Origin of the sequence: Streptomyces sp. NPDC051907, from assembly GCF_040681075.1 — a bacterium.
GTDB lineage: Bacteria > Actinomycetota > Actinomycetes > Streptomycetales > Streptomycetaceae > Streptomyces.
Map to the genome: position 1 here is coordinate 48,466 of NZ_JBFAYB010000044.1, position 20,137 is coordinate 68,602.

The 20,137-nt window shown below is 71.5% G+C and carries 14 protein-coding genes and 2 pseudogenes; 6 read left to right on the forward strand and 10 right to left on the reverse strand.

Annotated features, from left to right (window positions below; all coding sequences use genetic code 11):
- Positions 1 to 109 precede the first annotated feature (109 nt).
- From AB0M39_RS22660 to uvrC, 5 genes are all read right to left on the reverse strand, one after another.
- Complete coding sequence (locus tag AB0M39_RS22660; protein ID WP_365367093.1) at positions 110 to 3,052, reverse strand: M14 family zinc carboxypeptidase; 2,943 nt, start codon at positions 3,050 to 3,052, stop codon at positions 110 to 112.
- Positions 3,053 to 3,371: 319 nt separating this feature from the next.
- Positions 3,372 to 4,361: a DNA-binding protein WhiA gene (gene whiA / locus AB0M39_RS22665; protein WP_365367095.1), complete on the reverse strand. Its 990-nt coding sequence runs from the start codon at positions 4,359 to 4,361 to the stop codon at positions 3,372 to 3,374.
- On the reverse strand, positions 4,352 to 5,416 hold the full coding sequence (yvcK, locus tag AB0M39_RS22670) for a uridine diphosphate-N-acetylglucosamine-binding protein YvcK (protein ID WP_365367097.1): 1,065 nt from the start codon (positions 5,414 to 5,416) through the stop codon (positions 4,352 to 4,354). The genes whiA and yvcK overlap by 10 nt, the downstream gene beginning before the upstream one ends.
- Positions 5,413 to 6,360, reverse strand: coding sequence for an RNase adapter RapZ (rapZ, locus tag AB0M39_RS22675; RefSeq protein ID WP_365367099.1), 948 nt, complete (start codon positions 6,358 to 6,360; stop codon positions 5,413 to 5,415). Before rapZ ends, yvcK begins: the two co-directional genes overlap by 4 nt.
- A 17-nt stretch (positions 6,361 to 6,377) precedes the next feature.
- Positions 6,378 to 8,354, reverse strand: coding sequence for an excinuclease ABC subunit UvrC (gene uvrC / locus AB0M39_RS22680; protein WP_365367101.1), 1,977 nt, complete (start codon positions 8,352 to 8,354; stop codon positions 6,378 to 6,380).
- On the opposite strand from uvrC, the gene AB0M39_RS22685 reads away from it, so the two are divergent.
- Complete coding sequence (locus tag AB0M39_RS22685) at positions 8,353 to 8,586, forward strand: hypothetical protein (protein WP_365367125.1); 234 nt, start codon at positions 8,353 to 8,355, stop codon at positions 8,584 to 8,586. The two genes, uvrC and AB0M39_RS22685, sit on opposite strands and share 2 nt — an antisense overlap.
- A 41-nt stretch (positions 8,587 to 8,627) precedes the next feature.
- Here the strand turns inward: AB0M39_RS22685 and AB0M39_RS22690 are convergent, their stop codons facing one another.
- Positions 8,628 to 9,056: a Rieske (2Fe-2S) protein gene (locus AB0M39_RS22690; protein ID WP_365367103.1), complete on the reverse strand. Its 429-nt coding sequence runs from the start codon at positions 9,054 to 9,056 to the stop codon at positions 8,628 to 8,630.
- A 131-nt stretch (positions 9,057 to 9,187) separates the two neighbouring features.
- Between AB0M39_RS22690 and AB0M39_RS22695 the strand changes: the two genes are divergently transcribed.
- Both AB0M39_RS22695 and AB0M39_RS22700 read left to right on the forward strand, forming a co-directional pair.
- On the forward strand, positions 9,188 to 10,087 hold the full coding sequence (locus AB0M39_RS22695; protein ID WP_365367105.1) for a carbohydrate kinase: 900 nt from the start codon (positions 9,188 to 9,190) through the stop codon (positions 10,085 to 10,087).
- A 47-nt stretch (positions 10,088 to 10,134) separates the two neighbouring features.
- A pseudogene (locus AB0M39_RS22700) lies at positions 10,135 to 10,257 on the forward strand (carbohydrate kinase); the annotation flags it as partial.
- 293 nt (positions 10,258 to 10,550) lie between these two features.
- Here the strand turns inward: AB0M39_RS22700 and uvrA are convergent.
- On the reverse strand, positions 10,551 to 13,580 hold the full coding sequence (uvrA, locus tag AB0M39_RS22705; protein WP_365367107.1) for an excinuclease ABC subunit UvrA: 3,030 nt from the start codon (positions 13,578 to 13,580) through the stop codon (positions 10,551 to 10,553).
- Positions 13,581 to 13,788: 208 nt separating this feature from the next.
- Between uvrA and AB0M39_RS22710 the strand changes: the two genes are divergently transcribed.
- Both AB0M39_RS22710 and AB0M39_RS22715 read left to right on the forward strand, forming a co-directional pair.
- A complete protein-coding gene (locus tag AB0M39_RS22710) occupies positions 13,789 to 14,475 on the forward strand; it encodes a maleylpyruvate isomerase family mycothiol-dependent enzyme (RefSeq protein ID WP_365367109.1) in 687 nt (228 codons plus the stop codon).
- A gap of 9 nt (positions 14,476 to 14,484) precedes the next feature.
- Positions 14,485 to 15,141 carry an MBL fold metallo-hydrolase gene (locus AB0M39_RS22715; RefSeq protein ID WP_365367111.1) on the forward strand — a complete coding sequence of 219 codons (657 nt, stop codon included), beginning with the start codon at positions 14,485 to 14,487 and terminating at the stop codon, positions 15,139 to 15,141.
- 101 nt (positions 15,142 to 15,242) lie between these two features.
- Here the strand turns inward: AB0M39_RS22715 and AB0M39_RS22720 are convergent, their stop codons facing one another.
- Positions 15,243 to 15,995, reverse strand: coding sequence for an alpha/beta fold hydrolase (locus AB0M39_RS22720; protein WP_365367113.1), 753 nt, complete (start codon positions 15,993 to 15,995; stop codon positions 15,243 to 15,245).
- 252 nt (positions 15,996 to 16,247) lie between these two features.
- Between AB0M39_RS22720 and AB0M39_RS22725 the strand changes: the two genes are divergently transcribed.
- Entirely contained in the window at positions 16,248 to 17,543 is a 1,296-nt protein-coding gene (locus AB0M39_RS22725) for an MFS transporter (RefSeq protein ID WP_365367123.1), read from the forward strand.
- Between the two features lie 115 nt (positions 17,544 to 17,658).
- Here AB0M39_RS22725 and AB0M39_RS22730 read toward each other — a convergent pair whose 3' ends face one another.
- Complete coding sequence (locus AB0M39_RS22730; protein WP_365367115.1) at positions 17,659 to 18,693, reverse strand: TerC family protein; 1,035 nt, start codon at positions 18,691 to 18,693, stop codon at positions 17,659 to 17,661.
- 262 nt (positions 18,694 to 18,955) lie between these two features.
- Positions 18,956 to 20,137: pseudogene (locus tag AB0M39_RS22735) on the reverse strand (export associated protein); the annotation flags it as partial.

The following is a 20,137-nucleotide window of genomic DNA, read 5'->3' on the forward strand; positions in this document are numbered from 1 at the left end:
TCTGAAGCCCTGTGGGTGACATCGAGACGGTGCGTGTGTGGCACAGCGGCCCGTACTCATCAGTAGGAGCACGGACCGCCTTGATCTGCCGCTCTATGGCTACGCAGAGTCAGCGCCGCAGGGCGCTCAGCGCCTTTCCGATCAGTTCCTTGCGGTCAGCCGCGTCCGTGACGTGCTCCAGGCCGAAGCCCATGAGCACGGTGTCACGCGTAGTGATCGCGGCCGCCGACGGGAACAGGTCCTGGCTGCGGGCGAAGGCGCCCCGCGGCGCCGGGCTGCCGTCGGGCGGCGGTGCCGCCGTCCAGGGGCCCAGCGACGTCTCGAAGCCCTCGCTCTGCTCGGCGCCGGCGGTCACCAGCCTGGTGTCGTCGACGAAGACGCCGCGGCCGCCGTCGCCCGGGTCGGTGATGTAGGAGACGGAGACCTCGATCTGCTTGCCCGCGTAGGCGCTCAGATCGAAGGACGCGGCCCGCCAGCCGTCGGAGGCGCCGGTGAAGGAGTTCCAGGCGCCGCTGGTCCCGGACGCGGTGCAGGCGCCGGATCCGACGGTCAGATAGTGCTTGAGGAACGGATGCTGGTTGACGTAGAAGCCCTGGTCGCACTGGGCGGGCACGTTCGTGGTGGTGCCTCCGTTGGCGTCCGGCAGCGTCGTCCAGTCGTCCTGGCCGACCGTGTGGACCTCGAAGACGGCGTTGTCGTAGCCGGGCTCGGTGTTGAAGCTGAGCTTGAGGTTCAGCGCCGGCTTGTCGGCGGCGGTCGCGCCGGTCAGGTCGAGCGGACGGGACAGCCGCATCCACGAGGCGTTGGCGTGCGAGGCGGCCGCGTACCAGTCGCCCTCGTACGGCGAGAACGGCATCCTGACGCCCGGATAGCCGCCCGCGGCGGCGCTGCGGAACTGCGGGAACTCCTCGGGCGGCAGCGAGTCCGAGGTGATCGTGTACGCGCCGGCCGCGTCCAGCGGGTTGCCGGGCGCGCCGCCCAGCGTCGCGGCCTCGCCGCCCAGCCGTCCCGCGCCGAGGAAGCCGCCGGCCCCGGCCAGCGAGGCCCGGCCGGACGCGCCCAGGTAGTACTGGGCGAAGTCGTCGCTCAGCGCTCCCCCGAGGTTCGCGCTGCCGCCGGCCCGCTCGCCGGCGGTGACGAGCTTGCCGCCCTCGTTGACGTACGAGCGCACGGCCTGGGTCACGGCCCAGGAGGGCGCTCCCGCGCCGGTGTACCAGACGGCCGCGTCGAAGTGGCCGAGCACGCCCAGCGGGTGCGGAGCGCCCTGAGCGGCGACGTCCCAGACGGCGCTGCGGCGCTTGGTGTCGCTGAGGGCCTTGGTGTACGCGGCGGTGTGCTTCGCCGGTGCGGTCCCGCCCTCTTCGGCGATCACCAGGACGTCCCCGCGGGGGCGTTCGGCGACGCTATAGGTGAAGTGCTCGCTGGAGGTGGCCTTGCCGTCCTTCGTCCGGCCGGTGAACCAGACCTCGACCTCGTCGCCGACGTCGCCGTCCTGCACCTTGGCGCGGTACTCGTCGAAGCGGATGTTGTCCTCGCCGCCATAGGTCTCGCCGCCCCGCCAGGGCCTCAGCGCCTGGTCGTGGACGCGACCGCCGTTGACGCGGTACTTCAGCTCCTTGTCCCGCACAGATTTCCGTACGGTGACGGCGACTTCCTGGTCGGAACCGCGGGCGTAGGAGGTGGTGAAGGGGTCGATCGTGAAGTCCGCCGCCTTGAGTCCCAGCGAGGAGGACGGCTGGTCGGGGTGGGCGGCGGTCTCGGCGACCGAGAGCGCGAAGGGGATGTTCTTGGCGAACTCCTGCTGGATCAGCTTCTCGTCGTCGGGGAAGGTGAAGACGGAGGCGCAGTCGGCCGCGTTCCAGGCGTCGTCGGGGTCGATCCGGGAGGCGGTGGCGCAGGTCGACATCTCGGGGGTGTACATCATGATCCCGTTGATGTTGGCCGCGTGTCCGTCGGCCTCGCCGTTGGTGGTGTACAGCTCGGAGGAGACCTGGGGGCGGTAGCCGGGGATCGCAGGGTTCTGCGGGGTGCCGGCGAGGGACTCGTACAGCACGTCGTCGGGCGTCGGGGTGGCGACCTGCCAGCCGACTCCGTACAGGATCAGCTCGGCCGCGGAGTGGTAGTTGATGCCGTACTCGAAGCCGATGCGCTTCTGGAAGGCGTCGATCGCCTTGGTCTCGGGCTCGGAGGCGGGGCCGGTCCCGCGGTAGGTCTCGTCGAAGGGGTCGGGGGACGAGCCCTCGTTGTCGTAGCCCCACTTGTAGACGAAGTTGCGGTTGAGGTCGACGCCGTCGCCGGGGGCGGTCTTGCCGTCGCCGTCGTTGTCGCGCAGGTTCTTGCGCCACTGCCGCTGGGCGGCGCCGGTGAAGGTGTAGTCGTAGCCGTCCGGGTTGGCGGAGAGCACGAACCACAGCTCGGTGGTGTCCACGATCCGGGTGATCTGCTGGTCCTTGCCGTAGTTGGCGAGGTAGTGGTGCATCAGCCGGCGGGTCATCTCCGGGGTGATCCACTCGCGCGCGTGCTGGTTGGACATGTACAGCGTCGCGGGCTTGGCGCCGTCCCGGTTCTTCTTCGCGCCCTTGCTGAGCTTGAGAGCGAGGATGTCCTGGCCTTTGACGGTCTTGCCGATGCTCACGGCCTTGGTGAGGCCGGGGTTGGCCTGGGCGGTGGCGAGGATCTCGTTCTTCAGGCCGTTCTCGCCGCCGTACGGGCGGAAGACGCCGTCGCCGGCCGCCGCCACGCGCTTGTGGGCGGCGGCGGAGAGGGTGTGCTCGGAGAGGCTGACGCCCTGCTCGCGCAACTCGCCCGCCTGCTTGTCGGTGAGGTACAGCTCGACGGTGGCGGTGCCCTTGTCCGGGGCCTGTTCGGTCAGCTCGTGGCCGTCTGCGCCCGCCGCGAGGACCAGCGGCACCTGCGCTTTGGTGACTTTCGCATGCCATACGGAGAGTCCGTCGCCGTCGCCCGTGGGTTCCGCCTGGGCGATGGGTGCGGCGGCCACTCCCGCCATCAGCAGTGAAGCCGCAGCGAGGATCGATCTCGCTCTGCGTCTCATTAGCCCCCCTTGCTGTCGTCTGCCAGGAAAGTGAACAGACGCCAGACTCATCACCCCCCCATGGCCATGTCAAGACAGCAACGCGGGCCGAACGGGTGGCGTACGAGGAGCGGAGGAGGTAAGGGGCGGCTATGGACGGCCGGACACGACACCGCTGCCGGCGTTCGGGCGAACGCCGGCAGCGGAGGGGTGAATTGGTGGTCCGTCAGCGATCGGAGCGGGGAGCGGGAGGGGCAGGAACGGGCCGTCAGCGGGGGCGAGCCGTATCGGCTGAGACGGCCCGAGCCCCCTGGGTGCGGGAGCGCCGGGCGGGCGCGGATCAGCCGACCAGGCCGTCGGCCATCTCCTCGGTGAGGTTGGACTCCGTTCCCGCGATGCCGAGGTCCTGCGCCCGCTTGTCCGCCATCGCCAGCAGCCTGCGGATACGGCCCGCGACCGCGTCCTTCGTCAGCGGCGGGTCGGCGAGCGCGCCCAGCTCCTCCAGCGAGGCCTGCTTGTGCTCCATCCGCAGCCGGCCGGCCGCCGCGAGGTGCTCGGGCACCTCCTCGCCGAGGATCTCCAGCGCGCGCTGAACCCGGGCGCCGGCCGCGACCGCGGCGCGGGCGGAGCGGCGGAGGTTGGCGTCGTCGAAGTTGGCCAGGCGGTTGGCGGTGGCGCGGACCTCGCGCCGCATCCGCCGCTCCTCCCAGGCCAGCACGGACTCGTGCGCGCCGAGACGGGTCAGCAGCGCACCGATCGCGTCCCCGTCGCGTACGACGACCCGGTCGACCCCGCGTACCTCGCGCGCCTTGGCGGCGATGGAGAGCCGGCGGGCCGCGCCGACCAGGGCGAGGGCCGCCTCGGGGCCGGGGCAGGTGACCTCCAGGGAGGAGGAGCGCCCCGGCTCGGTGAGCGAGCCATGGGCGAGGAACGCACCGCGCCAGGCGGCCTCGGCGTCACAGGTCGCGCCGGAGACGACCTGCGGGGGCAGCCCCCGGATCGGCCGGCCGCGCCCGTCGACGAGCCCGGTCTGGCGGGCCAGCTGATCGCCGCCCGCAACCACCCGAACGACGTAACGCGAGCCCCGGCGCAGTCCTCCGGGCGCCATGACCATCAGCTCGGAGCCATGCCCGAAGATCTCGAGGATGTCCCGCTTGAGCCGGCGCGCCGCGATGCCGGTGTCCAGCTCCGCCTCGATCACAATGCGGCCGCTGACCAGGTGCAGTCCGCCCGCGAACCGAAGAATCGCCGAGACCTCTGCTTTTCTGCAGCAGGTCCGGGTGACGGGAAGCCGGGAGATCTCGTCCTTCACCGCTGCCGTCATCGCCATGGGCCGATCCTTCCATGCATCCGAAAAATACGGTCGTACGCGGCGGCCAGCAGCTCCGGGTCGTGCTTCGGAACTGCTCCCCCAGAGCCTTCGGCCTGGGAGGTTCCCCCAGCGAAGGCCACGGGGGCCAGCTCGACCGCGGCGCCGAGCCGCTTGGCGGCTTCGTCGAGGGACTCACGATCGGGCACGGCGGCCTCGTCGGCCAGCACCACGTCCAGGGCGAGTTTAGGCGCGTGTCGTCCCAAAACCTCCAAATGACGCTGCGGGGAGAAGCCTTCTGTTTCCCCGGGCTGAGGGGCGAGGTTGAGCGAGAGGACCCGCCGGGCCTTGGTCTGGGTCAGCGCGTCGAGCAGCTCCGGGACCAGCAGATGCGGGATCACCGACGAGAACCAGGAGCCCGGTCCCAGCACCACCCAGTCGGCGTCCAGGACGGCCGCCACGGCCTCCGGGACGGCGGGCGGGTCGTTCGGCACCAGATGCACCGACTGGACCTCGCCGCGGGTGAGCGCGACGGTCGCCTGACCGCGCACGGTGTCCACCTCGTCCGGGCGCGCCGGATCATGCCCGCGCACCAGCGCCTGCAGCTCCAGCGGCACGGCGGACATGGGCAGCACCCGGCCGTGCGCGCCGAGCAGCTTGCCGACCAGGTCCAGGGCCTGGACGTGGTCGCCGAGCTGCTCCCACAGCGCCACGATCAGCAGATTGCCGACCGCGTGCTCGTGCAGGTCGCCCCGGGACTGGAAGCGGTGCTGGATGACGCGGGCCCAGGTCTGGCCCCAGTCGTCGTCGCCGCACAGCGCCGCGAGGGCCTTGCGCAGGTCGCCGGGCGGCAGCACGCCGAGCTCCTCGCGGAGCCGGCCGCTGGAGCCGCCGTCGTCGGCGACGGTGACGACCGCGGTCAGGTCGCCGGTGATGCGGCGCAGCGCCGCGAGCGACGCGGACAGGCCCATGCCGCCGCCGAGCGCGACGACCTTGGGCTGCGCGCCGCGTTTCCGTCCCGACAGCGTGGGCGTGGACGTGCGCAGCCGCCGCAGACGGAGGTTGCGTCCGGTCACTCGCGCCCCATGTCCCGGTGGACGACCACGGTCTCGACGCCGGCGGCGGACAGGCGCGCCGCCAGCTTCTCGGAGGTGGCGACCGAGCGGTGCTTGCCGCCGGTGCAGCCGACGGCGATCGTCACATAGCGCTTGCCCTCGCGGCGGTAGCCGGAGGCGATCAGCTGGAGCAGCTCGGTGTAGCGGTCGAGGAACTCCTTGGCGCCCGGCTGGTTGAAGACGTAGTTCGACACCTCTTCGTTCAGGCCGGTGAAGGGGCGCAGCTCGGGGACCCAGTGCGGGTTCGGCAGGAAGCGCATGTCGACGACGAGGTCGGCGTCGACGGGCAGCCCGTACTTGAAGCCGAACGACATCACCGTCGCCCGCAGCTCCGGCTCCTCGTCGCCCGCGAACTGGGCGTCCATCTTGGCGCGCAGCTCGTGCACGTTCAGGCTGGAGGTGTCGATCACCAGGTCGGCGTCGCCGCGCAGCTCGCGCAGCAGGTCGCGCTCGGCCGCGATGCCGTCGACGATCCGGCCGTCGCCCTGCAGCGGGTGCGGGCGGCGGACCGACTCGAAGCGGCGCACCAAAGCGTCGTCGGAGGACTCGAGGAAGACGATCCGCCGGGTGACCTGCTTGGAGTCCAGGTCGGCCAGCGACTCGCGAAGATTGTCGAAGAACCGCCTGCCGCGTACGTCCACGACGACGGCGATCCTGGCGACGTTGCCCTGCGAGCGGGCGCCGAGCTCCACCATGGTGGGGATCAGCGCGGGCGGCAGGTTGTCGACGACGAACCAGCCGAGGTCCTCCAGACACTTCGCCGCCGTGCTGCGCCCGGCTCCCGACATGCCGGAGATGATCACCAGCTCGGGGATGGCGGCCTCTGGGGCTTCGGCGGGCTCGGTTCCATTGCCCGTATTGCCCGTACTCACGTCTGCTGCTCCGTCTCGGTCGTGCTCATTCATGTCCTGCGCCCCCGTCGTCACTCTTCAATGATCTCTCCTGTCGCCGTATTCACGGCAGGGGCGGCCGGAGCCGCCTGGGCGAGGGCGGCGACGACCGACTCCGCGGTCTTGCGGCCCATGCCGGGAACCTCGCAGATCTGATCGATTGTCGCCTGCCTCAGCCGCTTCACCGAGCCGAAATGCTTGATCAGGGCCTGTTTCCGCGTTTCGCCGAGGCCGGGCACGGCGTCCAGCGGGCTGGTCCTGATGCGCTTGGTCCGTTTGGAGCGCTGGTAGCGGATGGCGAAGTCGTGAGCCGTGTCACGGACGCGCTGGAGGAGGTACAGGCCCTCGCTGGAGCGGGGCAGGACGACCGGGTCGTCGTCGTGGGGCAGCCAGACCTCTTCGAGGCGCTTGGCCAGCCCGCAGACGGCGACGTCGTCGATGCCGAGCTCGTCGAGCGCGCGCTGGGCGGCTGCGACCTGGGGCTGTCCGCCGTCGACGACGACGAGCTGGGGCGGGTACGCGAACCGCTTGGGCCGGCCGTCGTCCTCGGGGGCGTCCTCGCCGATCCACTCCCCCGTCTTGTCCTTCTCGGCCAGATACCGCTTGAAGCGGCGGGCGACCACCTCGTGCATCGACCGGACGTCGTCCTGGCCTTCGCCGTGCCAGATTTGCGTGTCTCCGACACGCCCCTTGATCTGGAAGCGGCGGTACTCGCTCTTGCGCGCCAGTCCGTCCTCGAAGACGACCATGGACGCCACGACGTCCTCGCCCTGCAGATGCGAGATGTCGAAGCACTCGATCCGCAGGGGCGCGGAGTCCAGGCCGAGGGCCTCGGCGATCTCCTCCAGGGCGCGGGAGCGGGTGGTGAGGTCGCTGGCCCGCTTGGTCTTGTGCAGGCCGAGCGCCTGCACGGCGTTGCGCTGGACCGTCTCCATCAGGTCCTTCTTGTCGCCGCGCTGCGGGATGCGGAGCGAGACGTTCGAGCCGCGGCGGCCGCTGAGCCACTGGCCGACGGCGTCGAGGTCCTCGGGCAGGGCCGGGACGAGGACCTCCTTGGGGACGGCGTCGCCGCTCTCCTCGCCGTACAGCTGCTGCAGGGCGTGCTCGACCAGGCCGGCCGTGTCGACGTTCTCGACCTTGTCGGTGACCCAGCCGCGCTGGCCGCGGACGCGTCCGCCGCGGACGTGGAAGATCTGCACGGCGGCTTCGAGCTCGTCCTCGGCGAGGGCGATCAGATCGGCGTCGGTGGCGTCGGCCAGCACGACGGCGTTCTTCTCCAGGGCGCGCTTGAGCGCCTCTATGTCGTCGCGCAGCCGCGCCGCCCGCTCGTACTCGAGCTCCTCGGCAGCGGCCGTCATCTGCTTCTCCAGCCGGCGGATGTACGTGCCGGTGCGGCCGGCCATGAAGTCGCAGAACTCCTCGGCCAGTTCGCGGTGCTCCTCGGGATCGACCCGGCCCACGCAGGGCGCGGAGCACTTGCCGATGTAGCCGAGCAGACAGGGGCGGCCCTTGTGCTGGTGGTTCTTGAACACCCCGGCCGAGCAGGTGCGCACGGGGAAGACGCGGAGCATCAGGTCGACGGTCTCGCGGATCGCCCAGGCGTGGCCGTACGGACCGAAGTAGCGCACGCCCTTGCGCTTGGCCCCGCGCATGACCTGGACCCGCGGGAAGTCCTCGTTGAGGGTGACCGCGAGGTACGGATAGCTCTTGTCGTCGCGGTACTTGACGTTGAACCGGGGGTCGAACTCCTTGATCCAGGAGTACTCCAGCTGGAGCGCCTCGACCTCGGTGGACACCACGGTCCACTCGACGGAGGCCGCGGTGGTGACCATCGTGCGGGTGCGCGGGTGCAGACTCGCCAGATCCTGGAAGTAGTTGGCCAGGCGCTGGCGCAGGCTCTTGGCCTTCCCGACGTAGATCACCCGGCGGTGTTCGTCGCGGAATTTATAGACCCCCGGCGAGTCGGGGATCTGTCCCGGCTTGGGGCGGTAGCTGGAGGGGTCTGCCATGTCCACCACCCTACTTGCGGGCACCGACAGCGCGGCGGCGCCGGGGGCCGGGGGCGGACCCCGGCGGGAGGGGGCGCTCCCGGTGCGCTGCCGCCGGTTCGCGCAGGCCATGACGGGCGCGCCGCGGGGCGCCCGGAGGGATCTGACGCTCAGCGGCCGGCACCGCACGGTCCATCTCGTGGAGCAGGGCGTACGGCCCGGAATCCTCGGGATCGACTGGGACTGGGAGTGACCGGGCGGCTCGCTGGGGTCCAGCCGGGGGTCCCTCGGTAGCTACGCCTTGGGGCCGGCGATGAGCTTGCCGTCCTCCGCCGTGATCGGGACCTCGGGCAGCGGGACGGTCGCCGGGCCCTTGAGCGCCTTGCCGGTCGTCACGTCGAAGCGGCTGCCGTGGCAGGCGCAGTTGCCCTCGGTGCCCACGACCTCGTCGAGGACGCAGCCCGCGTGGGTGCACTGTGCGCTGAAGGCCTTGTACTGGCCCTCGGCCGGACAGCACACCACCAGACGCTCCTCGCGGTAGAGCTTCGCGCCGCCGACCGGAACCGCGTCCGCCGCGCCCAGGTCGACCGGCGCGGTGGGGGTCGGAACCTTGGCGCCGCCGAGCTTGGACTCGGTGGAGCAGGCCGCGACTCCCAGCCCGGCGGCGCCGGCGAGGGCGGCGCCTTTCAGCACGGTACGGCGGGCGGCAGGCTGGGCGGACATGGTGTCTCCACGTTCGAGGCGGCGGGACTGAGGGGCGTGTCGGTGACAGAACCGACGATACCGGCGGAGATCGGCGGGCCCGCGGGCGGGCTGGCTGTTGCCGCCGAACGCTATGGACTACCTTCTGGGCCGTGATCGTCGTCGCCGGAGAGTCCTTGATCGACCTGGTCCCGCAGGGGGACGGCGAGCCGTTGCCGGCGCTGCTGCCCCGGCTCGGCGGCGGCCCGTACAACACCGCGGTCGCCCTGGGGCGGCTCGGCGCGCGGGTCGGCTTCTGCTCGCGGATCTCGACGGACGGCTTCGGCGAGGCCCTGATGGCCGGGCTCAGCGCGGCGGGCGTCGAGACCTCCCTGGTCCAGCGCGGGCCGGAGCCGACGACGCTGGCGGTCGCGGCGATAGGCGCGGACGGATCCGCCGGCTACGGCTTCTACGCCGAGGGGAGCGCCGACCGTCTCTTCGAGCTGCCGCCCGCGCTGCCCGACTCGGTACGGGCCTTGGCGCTCGGGACGTGTTCTCTGGTGCTGGAGCCGGGTGCGAGCGCGTACGAGGCGCTGCTGCGGCGGGAGGCGGGCCGCGGGGTCTTCACTCTGCTCGATCCGAACATCCGGGCCGGGCTGATTCCCGACGCCGACGCCTACCGGGCGAGGTACGCGAGCTGGCTGCCGCATGTATCGCTGCTGAAGCTCTCCGAGGAGGACGCGGAGTGGCTCGGCGGGACGCCGGAGGGGCCCGCCGCGGTGGTGCTGACGCGGGGCGCGGCCGGGCTGACCGTACGGACGCGGGACGGCCTGGAGGTCTCCGTGCCGGCCGCGCCGGTGTCGGTCGCCGACACGATCGGCGCGGGCGACACCGTGAACGCGGCGCTGCTCCACGCCCTCGCGGCCCGCGACGCTCTCTCCCCTGGCGGGCTCGGCGCGCTCGGCGCACCGGACTGGGCCGAGGTCCTGCGCTTCGCGGCCCACGCGGCAGCGCTGACCTGCTCCCGCACGGGAGCGGAGCCGCCCTACGCGGCGGAGCTGAACGGCGGCTGAGCGCGCGCCTCGACTCAGGCACGGGCGACCTCGCGGCCCGCGCGGCACTCGGCGCACTGGGCGCACCAGACTGGGCCGAGGTCCTGCTCTTCGCGGCCCGCGCAGCGGCGCTCACCTGCTCCCGGACGGGAGCGGAGCCGCCATACGCCGCCGAGCTGAACGACGCCTGACCCCCGCGCCTCGCCTCAAGCACGGGCGACCTCGGGGCCCGAACGGCGGGCTCGGCGCGCTCGGCGCACCGGACTGGGCCGACGTGCTGCGCTTCGCAGCCCACGCGGCAGCGCTCACCTGCTCCCGCACGGGAGCGGAGCCGCCATACCCGCCGAGCTGAACGGCACCTGATCCCCGCACCTCGCCTCAAGCACGGGATGCAGGTCCGCCGCGGCACTGTCCGGCCTCGGTCGCCGGGCGGGATCGACTTCGAGCCCGTCCGGCGACCGTGCCCTGGTCAGGCCGGCCCGGGTCAGGCCTTGCGGGACCGGGTCGTGCGGGCCGTGGCCGTCTTCTTCGCCGGGGTCGCCCTGGCCGCGACCGCCTTCTTCGCCGCCGCGGTCTTGGTGGCGTTCGCCTTCTTCGTGGCGTTCGCCTTCGCCGGCGCCGTCTTCTTCGTGCTCCTGCGCGCCGCCGGAACCGTCGCGTCGCTGATCCGGTCGGGGTCGAGGATGTCCCGCAGGAACTTCCCGGTGTGACTCGCCGGCACCGCCGCGACCTCTTCGGGGCTGCCCTCGGCGATGACCAGTCCACCGCCGCTGCCGCCCTCGGGCCCCATGTCGACGACCCAGTCGGCCGTCTTGATGACGTCCAGGTTGTGCTCGATGACGATCACGGTGTTGCCCTTGTCGACCAGGTTCGACAGCACCGTGATGAGCTTGCTGATGTCCTCGAAGTGCAGACCGGTCGTCGGCTCGTCCAGGACGTAGACGGTGCGTCCCGTGGAACGCTTCTGCAGCTCCGAGGCCAGCTTCACGCGCTGCGCCTCGCCGCCGGAGAGGGTCGGCGCCGACTGGCCGAGGCGGACATAGCCGAGGCCGACCTCGTTGAGCGTCTTGAGATGGCGGGCGATCGTGGGGACGGCCTCGAAGAAGCTGAGCGCCTCCTCGATCGGCATGTCCAGCACCTCGGCGATGGACTTGCCCTTGTAGTGGACCTCCAGCGTCTCCCGGTTGTAGCGCGCGCCGTGGCAGACCTCGCACGGGACGTACACGTCCGGCAGGAAGTTCATCTCGATCTTGATGGTGCCGTCGCCGGAGCAGTTGTCGCAGCGGCCGCCCTTGACGTTGAAGGAGAACCGGCCGGGGAGGTAGCCCCGGACCTTGGCCTCCATCGTCTCCGCGAAGAGCTTGCGGACATGGTCGAAGACGCCGGTGTACGTCGCCGGGTTGGAGCGGGGCGTACGGCCGATGGGCGACTGGTCGACGTGCACGACCTTGTCGACCAGGTCGTCGCCGTCGACCCGGGTGTGCCGTCCGGGCACCGACTTCGCGCCGTTCAGCTCGCGCGCCAGGTGCGTGTAGAGGATGTCGTTGACCAGCGTCGACTTGCCGGAGCCCGAGACGCCGGTGACCGCCGTCAGCACGCCGAGCGGGAAGGAGACGTCGATGTCGCGCAGGTTGTTCTCCCGCGCGCCGTGGACGGTCAGCTGGCGGCTCGGGTCCATGGGCCGGCGGATGTCGGGCGTCGGGATGGACCGCTTCTTCGCGAGGTACTGCCCGGTCATCGACTCCTTGTTGGCCAGCAGCTCCTTCAACGGGCCGGAGTGGACGACCCTGCCGCCGTGCTCCCCCGCGCCGGGGCCGATGTCGACGACCCAGTCGGCCACCTTGATGGTGTCCTCGTCGTGCTCGACGACGATGAGGGTGTTGCCCATGTCGCGCAGCCGTACGAGCGTCTCGATCAGCCGGTGGTTGTCGCGCTGGTGGAGGCCGATGGACGGCTCGTCCAGGACGTACAGCACGCCGACCAGGCCGGAGCCGATCTGCGTGGCGAGCCGGATGCGCTGCGCCTCGCCGCCGGAGAGCGTGCCCGCCGCGCGGTTCAGCGAGAGGTAGTCGAGGCCGACGTCGACCAGGAACTTCAGTCGTTCGTTGACCTCCTTCAGCACGCGCTCGGCGATCGTCTTGTCGCGGGCGTTGAGCTTCAGCTCGGCCAGGAAGTCGGCGCATTCGCTGATCGACATCGCGGAGACCTCGGCGATGGACTTCTCCATCACCGTGACCGCGAGGACGATCGGCTTCAGCCGGGTGCCCTCACAGGTCGGGCAGGGCACCTCGCGCATATAGCCCTCGAAGCGCTCCCTGCTGGAGTCGCTCTCGGCCTCGGTGTGCCGCCGCTTGACGAACTGCACGGCCCCTTCGAAGGCGGGGGTGGTGTACGCCCGCTCCCTGCCGTATCTGTTGCGGTAGCGGACCTCGACCTGGGTCTTGTGGCCGTGCAGCAGGGCCTTCTTGGCGCGCTGCGGCAGCCCGCCCCAGGGCATGTCGGTGGAGAAGCCGAGCGCCTGGGCGAGCCCGCCGATCAGGCGGCCGAAGTACTCCTTGGTGTGGCCGTGCGACCAGGGGTGGATCGCGCCCTCGTCGAGGGACTTGTCCTCGTCCGGGACGATCAGCTCGGGGTCCACCTCCATGCGCGTGCCGATGCCGGTGCAGTCCGGGCAGGCGCCGAAGGGCGAGTTGAACGAGAACGAGCGGGGCTCGAGCTCCTCGAAGGACAGGTCGTCGTACGGGCAGTACAGATGCTCCGAGAACATCCGCTCGCGCTCGGGGTCGTCCTCGGGGAGGTCGACGAAGTCGAGCACGACCATGCCGCCGGCGAGTCCGAGCGCGGTCTCGACCGAGTCGGTCAGCCGCCGCTTGGCGCTGTCCTTGACGGTGAGGCGGTCGATGACCACCTCGATGGTGTGCTTCTCCTGCTTCTTCAGCTTCGGCGGGTCCGAGAGCTGGACGGTCTGGCCGTCCACCCTGGCCCGGCTGTACCCCTTGGTCTGCAGGTCGGCGAAGAGGTCGACGAACTCGCCCTTGCGCTCGCGCACGAGGGGCGAGAGCACCTGGAAGCGACTGCCCTCGGGCAGCTGGAGCACCCGGTCGACGATGGCCTGCGGCGACTGGCGCGAGATGGGCCGGCTGCACTCGGGGCAGTGCGGCTTGCCGATGCGCGCGAACAGCAGCCGGAGGTAGTCGTAGACCTCGGTGATGGTGCCGACCGTCGAGCGCGGGTTGCGCGAGGTCGACTTCTGGTCGATGGAGACGGCCGGGGAGAGGCCCTCGATGAAGTCGACGTCCGGCTTGTCCATCTGTCCGAGGAACTGCCGGGCGTACGAGGAGAGCGACTCGACGTACCGACGCTGCCCCTCGGCGAAGATCGTGTCGAACGCGAGAGACGACTTGCCCGACCCCGAGAGCCCGGTGAAGACGATGAGGGAGTCACGCGGGAGGTCGAGCGAGACGTTCTTGAGATTGTGCTCGCGAGCGCCACGGACGATGAGACGGTCGGCCACGCCGGTCCGCACCTTTCTTGAGAGAAGCGGGGGCACAGCCCCCGTCCCAGACTGTTCCAGCCTATGGGGGCCGCCTGCTGATGAATGCCTGACTTGTGAATGCCTGACTACCAAGGATGCCTCTACCGAGCGTATAGCACGCGCATTCGATTTACGGACGTCCCGAGCCACCTTCACCCGATCGAGTGGCAGGACTATCGTCGGCCTCATGATCGATGCCCTGCGCGACCTGGCCCTTGTACGCGAAGCGACCGACCGGCTCCTCGCCGCGGCCGCCGGACTCGACGACGCCGCCGTCGCGGCCCCGTCCCGGCTCCCCGGCTGGAGCCGCGGCCATGTGCTGGCCCACGTCGCCCGCAACGCCGACGCCCTCGTCAACGTCCTCGAAGGCCGCCCCATGTACCTGAGCGCCGAGGCCCGCGAGTCCGACATCGACCGGGACGCGCCCCGCCCCCTCGACGCCCAGCTCGCCGACGTGCGCGAGACCGCCGCCCGCTTCCAGGCCGTGGGCGAGCGCCCCGCCGACTGGGACCGCACGGTCGAGCTGCGCAACGGCATCACCGACGCCGCGGCCCGCGTCCCGTTCCGCCGCCTCGTCGAGGTCGAGCTGCACCACGTCGACCTGGGCATCGGCTACGAGCTGGAGGACCTGCCGAAGGAGTTCGTCGAGCGGGAGATCGACTTCCTGGCGCGGCGCTTCGCCGGCCGCCCGGACGTCCCGCCGACGCGGATCGTCGGGGCCGAGGGCGGCGAGTGGCACACCGGCGGCCCGGAGGGGGCGCCCGTCATCGTCTCCGGCCCGTCCGCGGACCTGGTGGGCTGGCTCGCCGGCCGCCGCGACGGCAAGGGCCTGGACACCGCCGGAGCCCTGCTTCCCGGACTGCCCCCGCTATAGGCTGAGCCCATGACGTACAGCGGAGTGGTGAAGGTCGGCGGCGCGGCCGATGTGCACGAGCTCGCCGACCTGATGATCTCCAAGGTCGCGGTCGGCCCGATGGACAACAACGCGTATCTGCTGCGCTGCCGGGCCACCGGCGAGCAGCTGCTCGTCGACGCGGCGAACGAGGCCGAGACCCTGCTGACGCTGATCGGCGACGACTCCATCGCGTCCGTCGTCACCACGCACCGCCACCCCGACCACTGGCAGGCGCTGGCCGCGGTGGTCGGGGCGACCGGCGCGCGCACGTACGCCGGGAGGCACGACGCCGAGGGCGTCCCCGTGCCGACGGACGTCCTGGTCGAGGACGGCGATGTGATCACGGTGGGACGGGTCGAGCTGACGGCCCGCCATCTGATCGGCCACACCCCGGGCTCGATCGTGCTCGTCTACGACGACCCGCACGGCCATCCCCACGTCTTCACCGGCGACTGCCTCTTCCCCGGCGGGGTCGGCAACACCCGCAAGGACCCGCAGGCCTTCGCCACCCTGATCGACGGGGTGCAGAAGAAGCTCTTCGACGTGCTCCCGGACGAGACCTGGGTCTACCCGGGCCACGGCAAGGACACCACGCTGGGCGACGAGCGGCCGCACCTGGCGGAGTGGCGCGAGCGCGGCTGGTAACGGGCGCACCGGCACGCGCCACCCGCAGGCCGCAGGCCGCAGGCCGCAGGCCGCAGGCCGCAGGCCGCAGGCCGCAGGCCGCAGGCCGCAGGAGGAGGGTCTCAGCCGTCTTCGGGGGCCGGCTCCCACACCGAGTCCTCGGCCGCCGTAACGGCCCCGGGGGCGAGGCTCGCGGCCACCTTGGGCGGCAGCGGCTCCAGGCCGAGCAGGCCCGCCACCACGCGGGTGGTGAAGCGGTGCCAGTCGACGGCGCGGCGCAGCATGGCGTGGTCTCCGCCCGGCATCCGCAGCGCGCAGACCTCGGCCCCCGCGGCGCGCGCCCTGGCCGCGAACGCCCACGTCTCGCGCGGGTCGGTCACCCGGTCCCGGTCGCCGTGCAGCAGCACCACGCGCTTGCCCGCCAGGTGGTCCACGGGCTCCCCGGCCGGGCACCAGGGCGCGAGCGCGACCACGGCCGACACCAGGGGGTGGCCGGCGGCGTGCAGGGCGGCCCGGCCGCCCATGGAGTGGCCGACCAGCACGGTGGGGGCGCGGCCGGCCGAGAGGTCGTTCAGTTCGTCGAGGGCGCGCAGCGCGTCCCGGCCCGCGTCGGCGCGGTCGCCGTTCCAGCCGCGGCAGCCATAGCGGACCTTGCCGAGCACGACGCCGTCCCCGGCCGTGGCGCGCGCTATGGATCGCGCGAAGGGGCGCATCCGCACGTCGGGCAGGTTCCACACGGTGGGCGGCTCCAGGCCGTCGGCGCGGCCGCCGTGCAGCAGCAGGACGGCGGAGGTCGGCGACTGGGCGGCCCGCTGCAGCCGGAAGGCAGGCGCCGGCGCCGTCCGCCTCCCCCGCCGCGTCTCCATAGATGTCATGGAGGCAGGATCGCAGTCACCACCCGCCCTCCGCCTTCCGGGTCAGGTCGCGGCGGATCCCCCGGGGTCCCGGGCGAGGGCCGAGACGCGCGACGGGGCGCCGTTCCAGGTCCCGTCGACCGCTCCTCCCCCACCCCCTTGACAAAGTGGCGAGAACTCGCCGCCGCAGGTGTCGAAGAGGTCGGATACGCCCCGTAACTACCGGTCCGCACAGGTAGTTTGGCCAGCATGCGCGAAGATCGCTCTCCGTCCATGACCCGGCTCGCGGCAGCATCGCTCGCCGGCACAGCCATCGAGTTCTACGACTTCTTCGTCTACGGGACCGCCGCCGCGCTGGTCCTCGGCCCGCTCTTCTTTCCGACGTTCTCCCCGCTGGCGGGGACGCTCGCCGCGTTCGGCACCTTCGGCGTCGGCTTTCTCTCCCGGCCGCTGGGGTCGGTCGTCTTCGGGCACATCGGCGACCGGTACGGACGCCGTCCGGTGCTCTTCGCCTCGCTGCTGCTGACCGGTGCGGCGACGGTCGCCGTCGGGTGCGTGCCGACGTACGACTCGATCGGCGTGGCCGCGCCGATCCTGCTGCTCGTGCTGCGCTTTCTCCAGGGGCTGGGGCTCGGCGGCGAGTGGGGCGGCGCGGTGCTGCTGACGGCCGAGCACGCGCCGGCCGAGCGGCGCGCGCTGTGGGCGAGCTTTCCCCAGGTGGGGCCCTCGGTCGGGTTCCTCCTCGCCAACGGCGTGATGCTGGCGCTCTCCGCCGCGCTGACCGACGCCCAGTTCCACTCCTGGGGCTGGCGGGTGCCCTTCTGGGCGGCGGGCGTGCTGGCGCTGGCGGGGCTGCTGCTGCGTTCGTCGTTGACGGAGACGCCGCAGTTCAAGCAGCTCAGCGAGGCGGGAGAGCAGGCGCGCGTCCCGTTCTTCGAGGTGGTGCGCGGGCACTGGCGGCTGGTGCTGCTGACGGCGGGCGCGCTCTCGGTGGGGTACGCCGTCTTCTACGCGGTGACCACCTGGGCGCTCGCCCATGGCACCGAGCAGCTCGACGTCAGCCGGACCGCCATGCTCACCTGCATCATGGCGGCGGTCGCCGTGAAGGGAGCGGCGACGCCGTTCGTGGCGATGCTCGGCGACCGCTATGGACGGCGGCCGATGTGCCTGACGGGCTGCGCGGCGGCGGCGCTGTGGATGTTCCCCATGGTCGCGCTGCTGCAGACCGCACGGCCGCTGCTGATCTTCTTGGGCTTCCTCGGCGCGCTGCTGGCCTTTGTGACGATGTTCTCGGTGGTCGCCGCGTATCTGCCGGAGCTGTACGAGCCGAAGGTGCGCTGCACCGGAGCGGCCGTCGGCTACAACCTGGGCGGGGTCGTCGGGGGCGCGCTGACGCCGATCGTCGCCACCGCGGTGGCCCGGGGCGACGGGCCGCCGTGGGGCGTGGCCGCGTATCTGACGGCCATCGCCCTGCTGAGCCTGGGCTGCTTCGCGCTGCTGCCGGAGACCCTGCCCGCACAGGCGCGCAAGGCATCCGCCCCGGAGCCGACGGAAGCGGCTGCGGCCTGATCTGACGACCCCCGGCGCTGGGGGCCGGCTTCCGGGCGTGGGCGCACGGACGCCGGCCGGAGTGCGTACGACTCCGGCCGGCGTCCCGGCAGTGCCTGCGGCCTGCGTCGAGCGCTCAGGCCTGGATGCTGTCCTTGTCCTTGCCCTCGTCCGAGGCCTCGGTCTCCTGGGCGCCGTCGGCGGCCAGCGCAGCCTCCTGCTCGGCCCGCTCCTGCTTCTTGGAGGCGATCAGGCTGGTGATCGTCGTGATGATCAGCACGGCGCAGATGAACGCCAGCGAGAACGGGATGGAGATCTCCGGTACGTGCACACCGCTCTCGTGCAGAGCGTGCAGCACCAGCTTCACTCCGATGAAGCCGAGGATCACCGACAGGCCGTAGCTGAGGTGGACCAGCTTCTTGAGCAGCCCGCCGATCAGGAAGTACAGCTGCCGCAGACCCATCAGGGCGAAGGCGTTGGCGGTGAAGACGATGTACGGGTCCTGGGTCAGGCCGAAGATCGCCGGGATCGAGTCCAGCGCGAAGAGCACGTCGGTGGTGCCGATGGCGAGCATGACCACCATCAGCGGGGTCAGGACGCGCTTGCCGTTGACCCGGATGAAGAGCTTGGTGCCGTGGTACTTGTCGGCGACGCCGAAGCGGTTCTCGATGGACTTGAGGAGGCGGTTCTCCTCGAACTCGTCCTCCTCCTCGTCGGAGCGCGCCTCCTGGATGAGCTTCCAGGCGGTGTAGATCAGGAACGCGCCGAAGATGTAGAAGACCCACGAGAAGCTGGCGATGATCGCGGCGCCGCCCGCGATGAAGATCGCACGCAGGACGAGGGCGATCAGCACGCCGATGAGCAGCACCCGCTGCTGGAGGTGGGACGGCACCGCGAACTTCGCCATGATCAGGACGAAGACGAAGAGGTTGTCGACGCTGAGCGACTTCTCGGTGATGAAGCCGGCGAAGAACTCGCCCGACGCCTGGCTCTCGCCGAAGAACATCAGCCCGAGGCCGAACAGCGCGGCGAGGACGATCCAGACGATCGACCAGATTCCGGCTTCCTTGATCGACACGTCATGGGGCTTGCGCCCGATGAAGAAGTCGACCGCGATCAGGGCGCTGAGACCGAGAATGGTCAGCACCCAGAGTTCCAATGAAACGTTCACTGCGCCTCCGGCGTCGTACGGCTACTGATCAGCGTCGTCGCTGCCGGAGGTCTCCTCCACCCGGGCGGCACGAGCCGCACAACGAGCCGGCGCCCCGGGATTGGTCTCTGTCTGTCCATCCGTACTGACGGGCACGCCGCGAGTCGGGAGTACTCCCCTCCGCCCAAGAGACAGTACAGGAAAGACCAAGGAAAGGTAAAGGAGTAGGTAAAGCCAAGCCCAAGCGCGCAGGTCAGCGCGCTTGGGCAGCGGATCTGTCGGCTCAGCGCCGCCAGGAGCGGCGCGCCTCGGCCACCTGGCCGAGGACCTGCCTCAGCACGGAGCTCCCCTGCGGCACGCGCAGCGGCTCGTACGTCCAGGAGTGGCGGACCCACGGGTCGGCCAGGTGGTCGTCGGGGACGGGCGTGATGCGCAGCAGAGAGCGCCACAGCGGGTCGAGCACCGGTCCGTACGCGCTCGCCTCCTCGCGGTCCGCGACCATCAGCAGATGCACGCCGACCGCCGGGCCCTCGTCGGCGAGATAGCGCAGCTGGGTGACGGCGCGGTCGTCGAAGCCGTGCGGGAAGTCGTTGACGATCAGCAGCTGCTCCGCGGTGTCCAGGTCGGGCGGGAGCGAGTCCGCGGCCCCGCCGCGCACGGCCATGGTCACCAGGTCGACCCGCTGGGTGAGCTTGGCGAGGGTGTCGCTCACCCCCTGGGCGCCCGCCGCGGGCGGAGCGGCGAGGACGCCGGTGTCGACCAGCGGGGCGAGCGCGGTCGCCGCCGTGCCCGCGGGGTCGATGACGTGGACCGAGAACTCGCCGGGCGGATACACCGCGAGCAGCCGGGCCGCGTGCCCGACCGCGGAGTCCAGGGCGTGCCTGCGCAGCTGTGCCTCGTCCATCATCATCGCGGCCTCGGAGCCGGCCCGTCCGCTGTCCACCCACAGCCCGCGCTCCAGCGGCAGCCGCACCAGGAACGGGATGCGCAGATCCGGGCTCTCGGGCAGATGGAGATCGCCGAGGCGCAGCGCCATCGGGATCTCCATGGGGACGCGGTAGGCGTGCCACGCGGGGTTGTCCCAGCGTGCGAAGGCGGGCGGCAGGGCGGGCTCGACGACCTCGGACTCGGCGGTGAGCTGGGCCAGGTCGCGGTCGAGCACCTGGCGGGCCTGGTCGGTGAGCGCGTCGCACTTGGCGCGGGCCGTCTGGCGGGCGGCGTCGCCGGCGCCGCCGATGCGGCTGCGCGGATCGGACAGGACCTTGTCGAGCTCCTGCTCCATCCGCGACTCGGCGAACTCGACGGCGCTGCGATACGCCGCGGTGGAACGCGCCAGATCCTCGAACATGCCCCAGATCTGGTTGTAGAGGCGCTCCTCCATGGACCAGCCGGTGGCGTCGCCCGCGACGGGCGCGGCCGGCTGACCGGGCCGGCCCGGCGGCGCGGACGGGGGCGGCGGCGGGGG

What these genes read in the sequence shown, in the direction of transcription:
- AB0M39_RS22715 (WP_365367111.1), top strand. Translation starts at nt 14,485, where the DNA reads ATGACGTACAGCGGAGTGGTGAAGGTCGGCGGCGCGGCCGATGTGCAC.
- AB0M39_RS22725 (WP_365367123.1), top strand. Translation starts at nt 16,248, where the DNA reads ATGACCCGGCTCGCGGCAGCATCGCTCGCCGGCACAGCCATCGAGTTC.
- rapZ (WP_365367099.1), bottom strand. Translation starts at nt 6,360, where the DNA reads ATGAATGAGCACGACCGAGACGGAGCAGCAGACGTGAGTACGGGCAAT.
- AB0M39_RS22685 (WP_365367125.1), top strand. Translation starts at nt 8,353, where the DNA reads ATGTCCACCACCCTACTTGCGGGCACCGACAGCGCGGCGGCGCCGGGG.
- whiA (WP_365367095.1), bottom strand. Translation starts at nt 4,361, where the DNA reads ATGGCGATGACGGCAGCGGTGAAGGACGAGATCTCCCGGCTTCCCGTC.
- AB0M39_RS22710 (WP_365367109.1), top strand. Translation starts at nt 13,789, where the DNA reads ATGATCGATGCCCTGCGCGACCTGGCCCTTGTACGCGAAGCGACCGAC.
- uvrC (WP_365367101.1), bottom strand. Translation starts at nt 8,354, where the DNA reads ATGGCAGACCCCTCCAGCTACCGCCCCAAGCCGGGACAGATCCCCGAC.
- AB0M39_RS22720 (WP_365367113.1), bottom strand. Translation starts at nt 15,995, where the DNA reads ATGACATCTATGGAGACGCGGCGGGGGAGGCGGACGGCGCCGGCGCCT.
- AB0M39_RS22660 (WP_365367093.1), bottom strand. Translation starts at nt 3,052, where the DNA reads ATGAGACGCAGAGCGAGATCGATCCTCGCTGCGGCTTCACTGCTGATG.
- AB0M39_RS22690 (WP_365367103.1), bottom strand. Translation starts at nt 9,056, where the DNA reads ATGTCCGCCCAGCCTGCCGCCCGCCGTACCGTGCTGAAAGGCGCCGCC.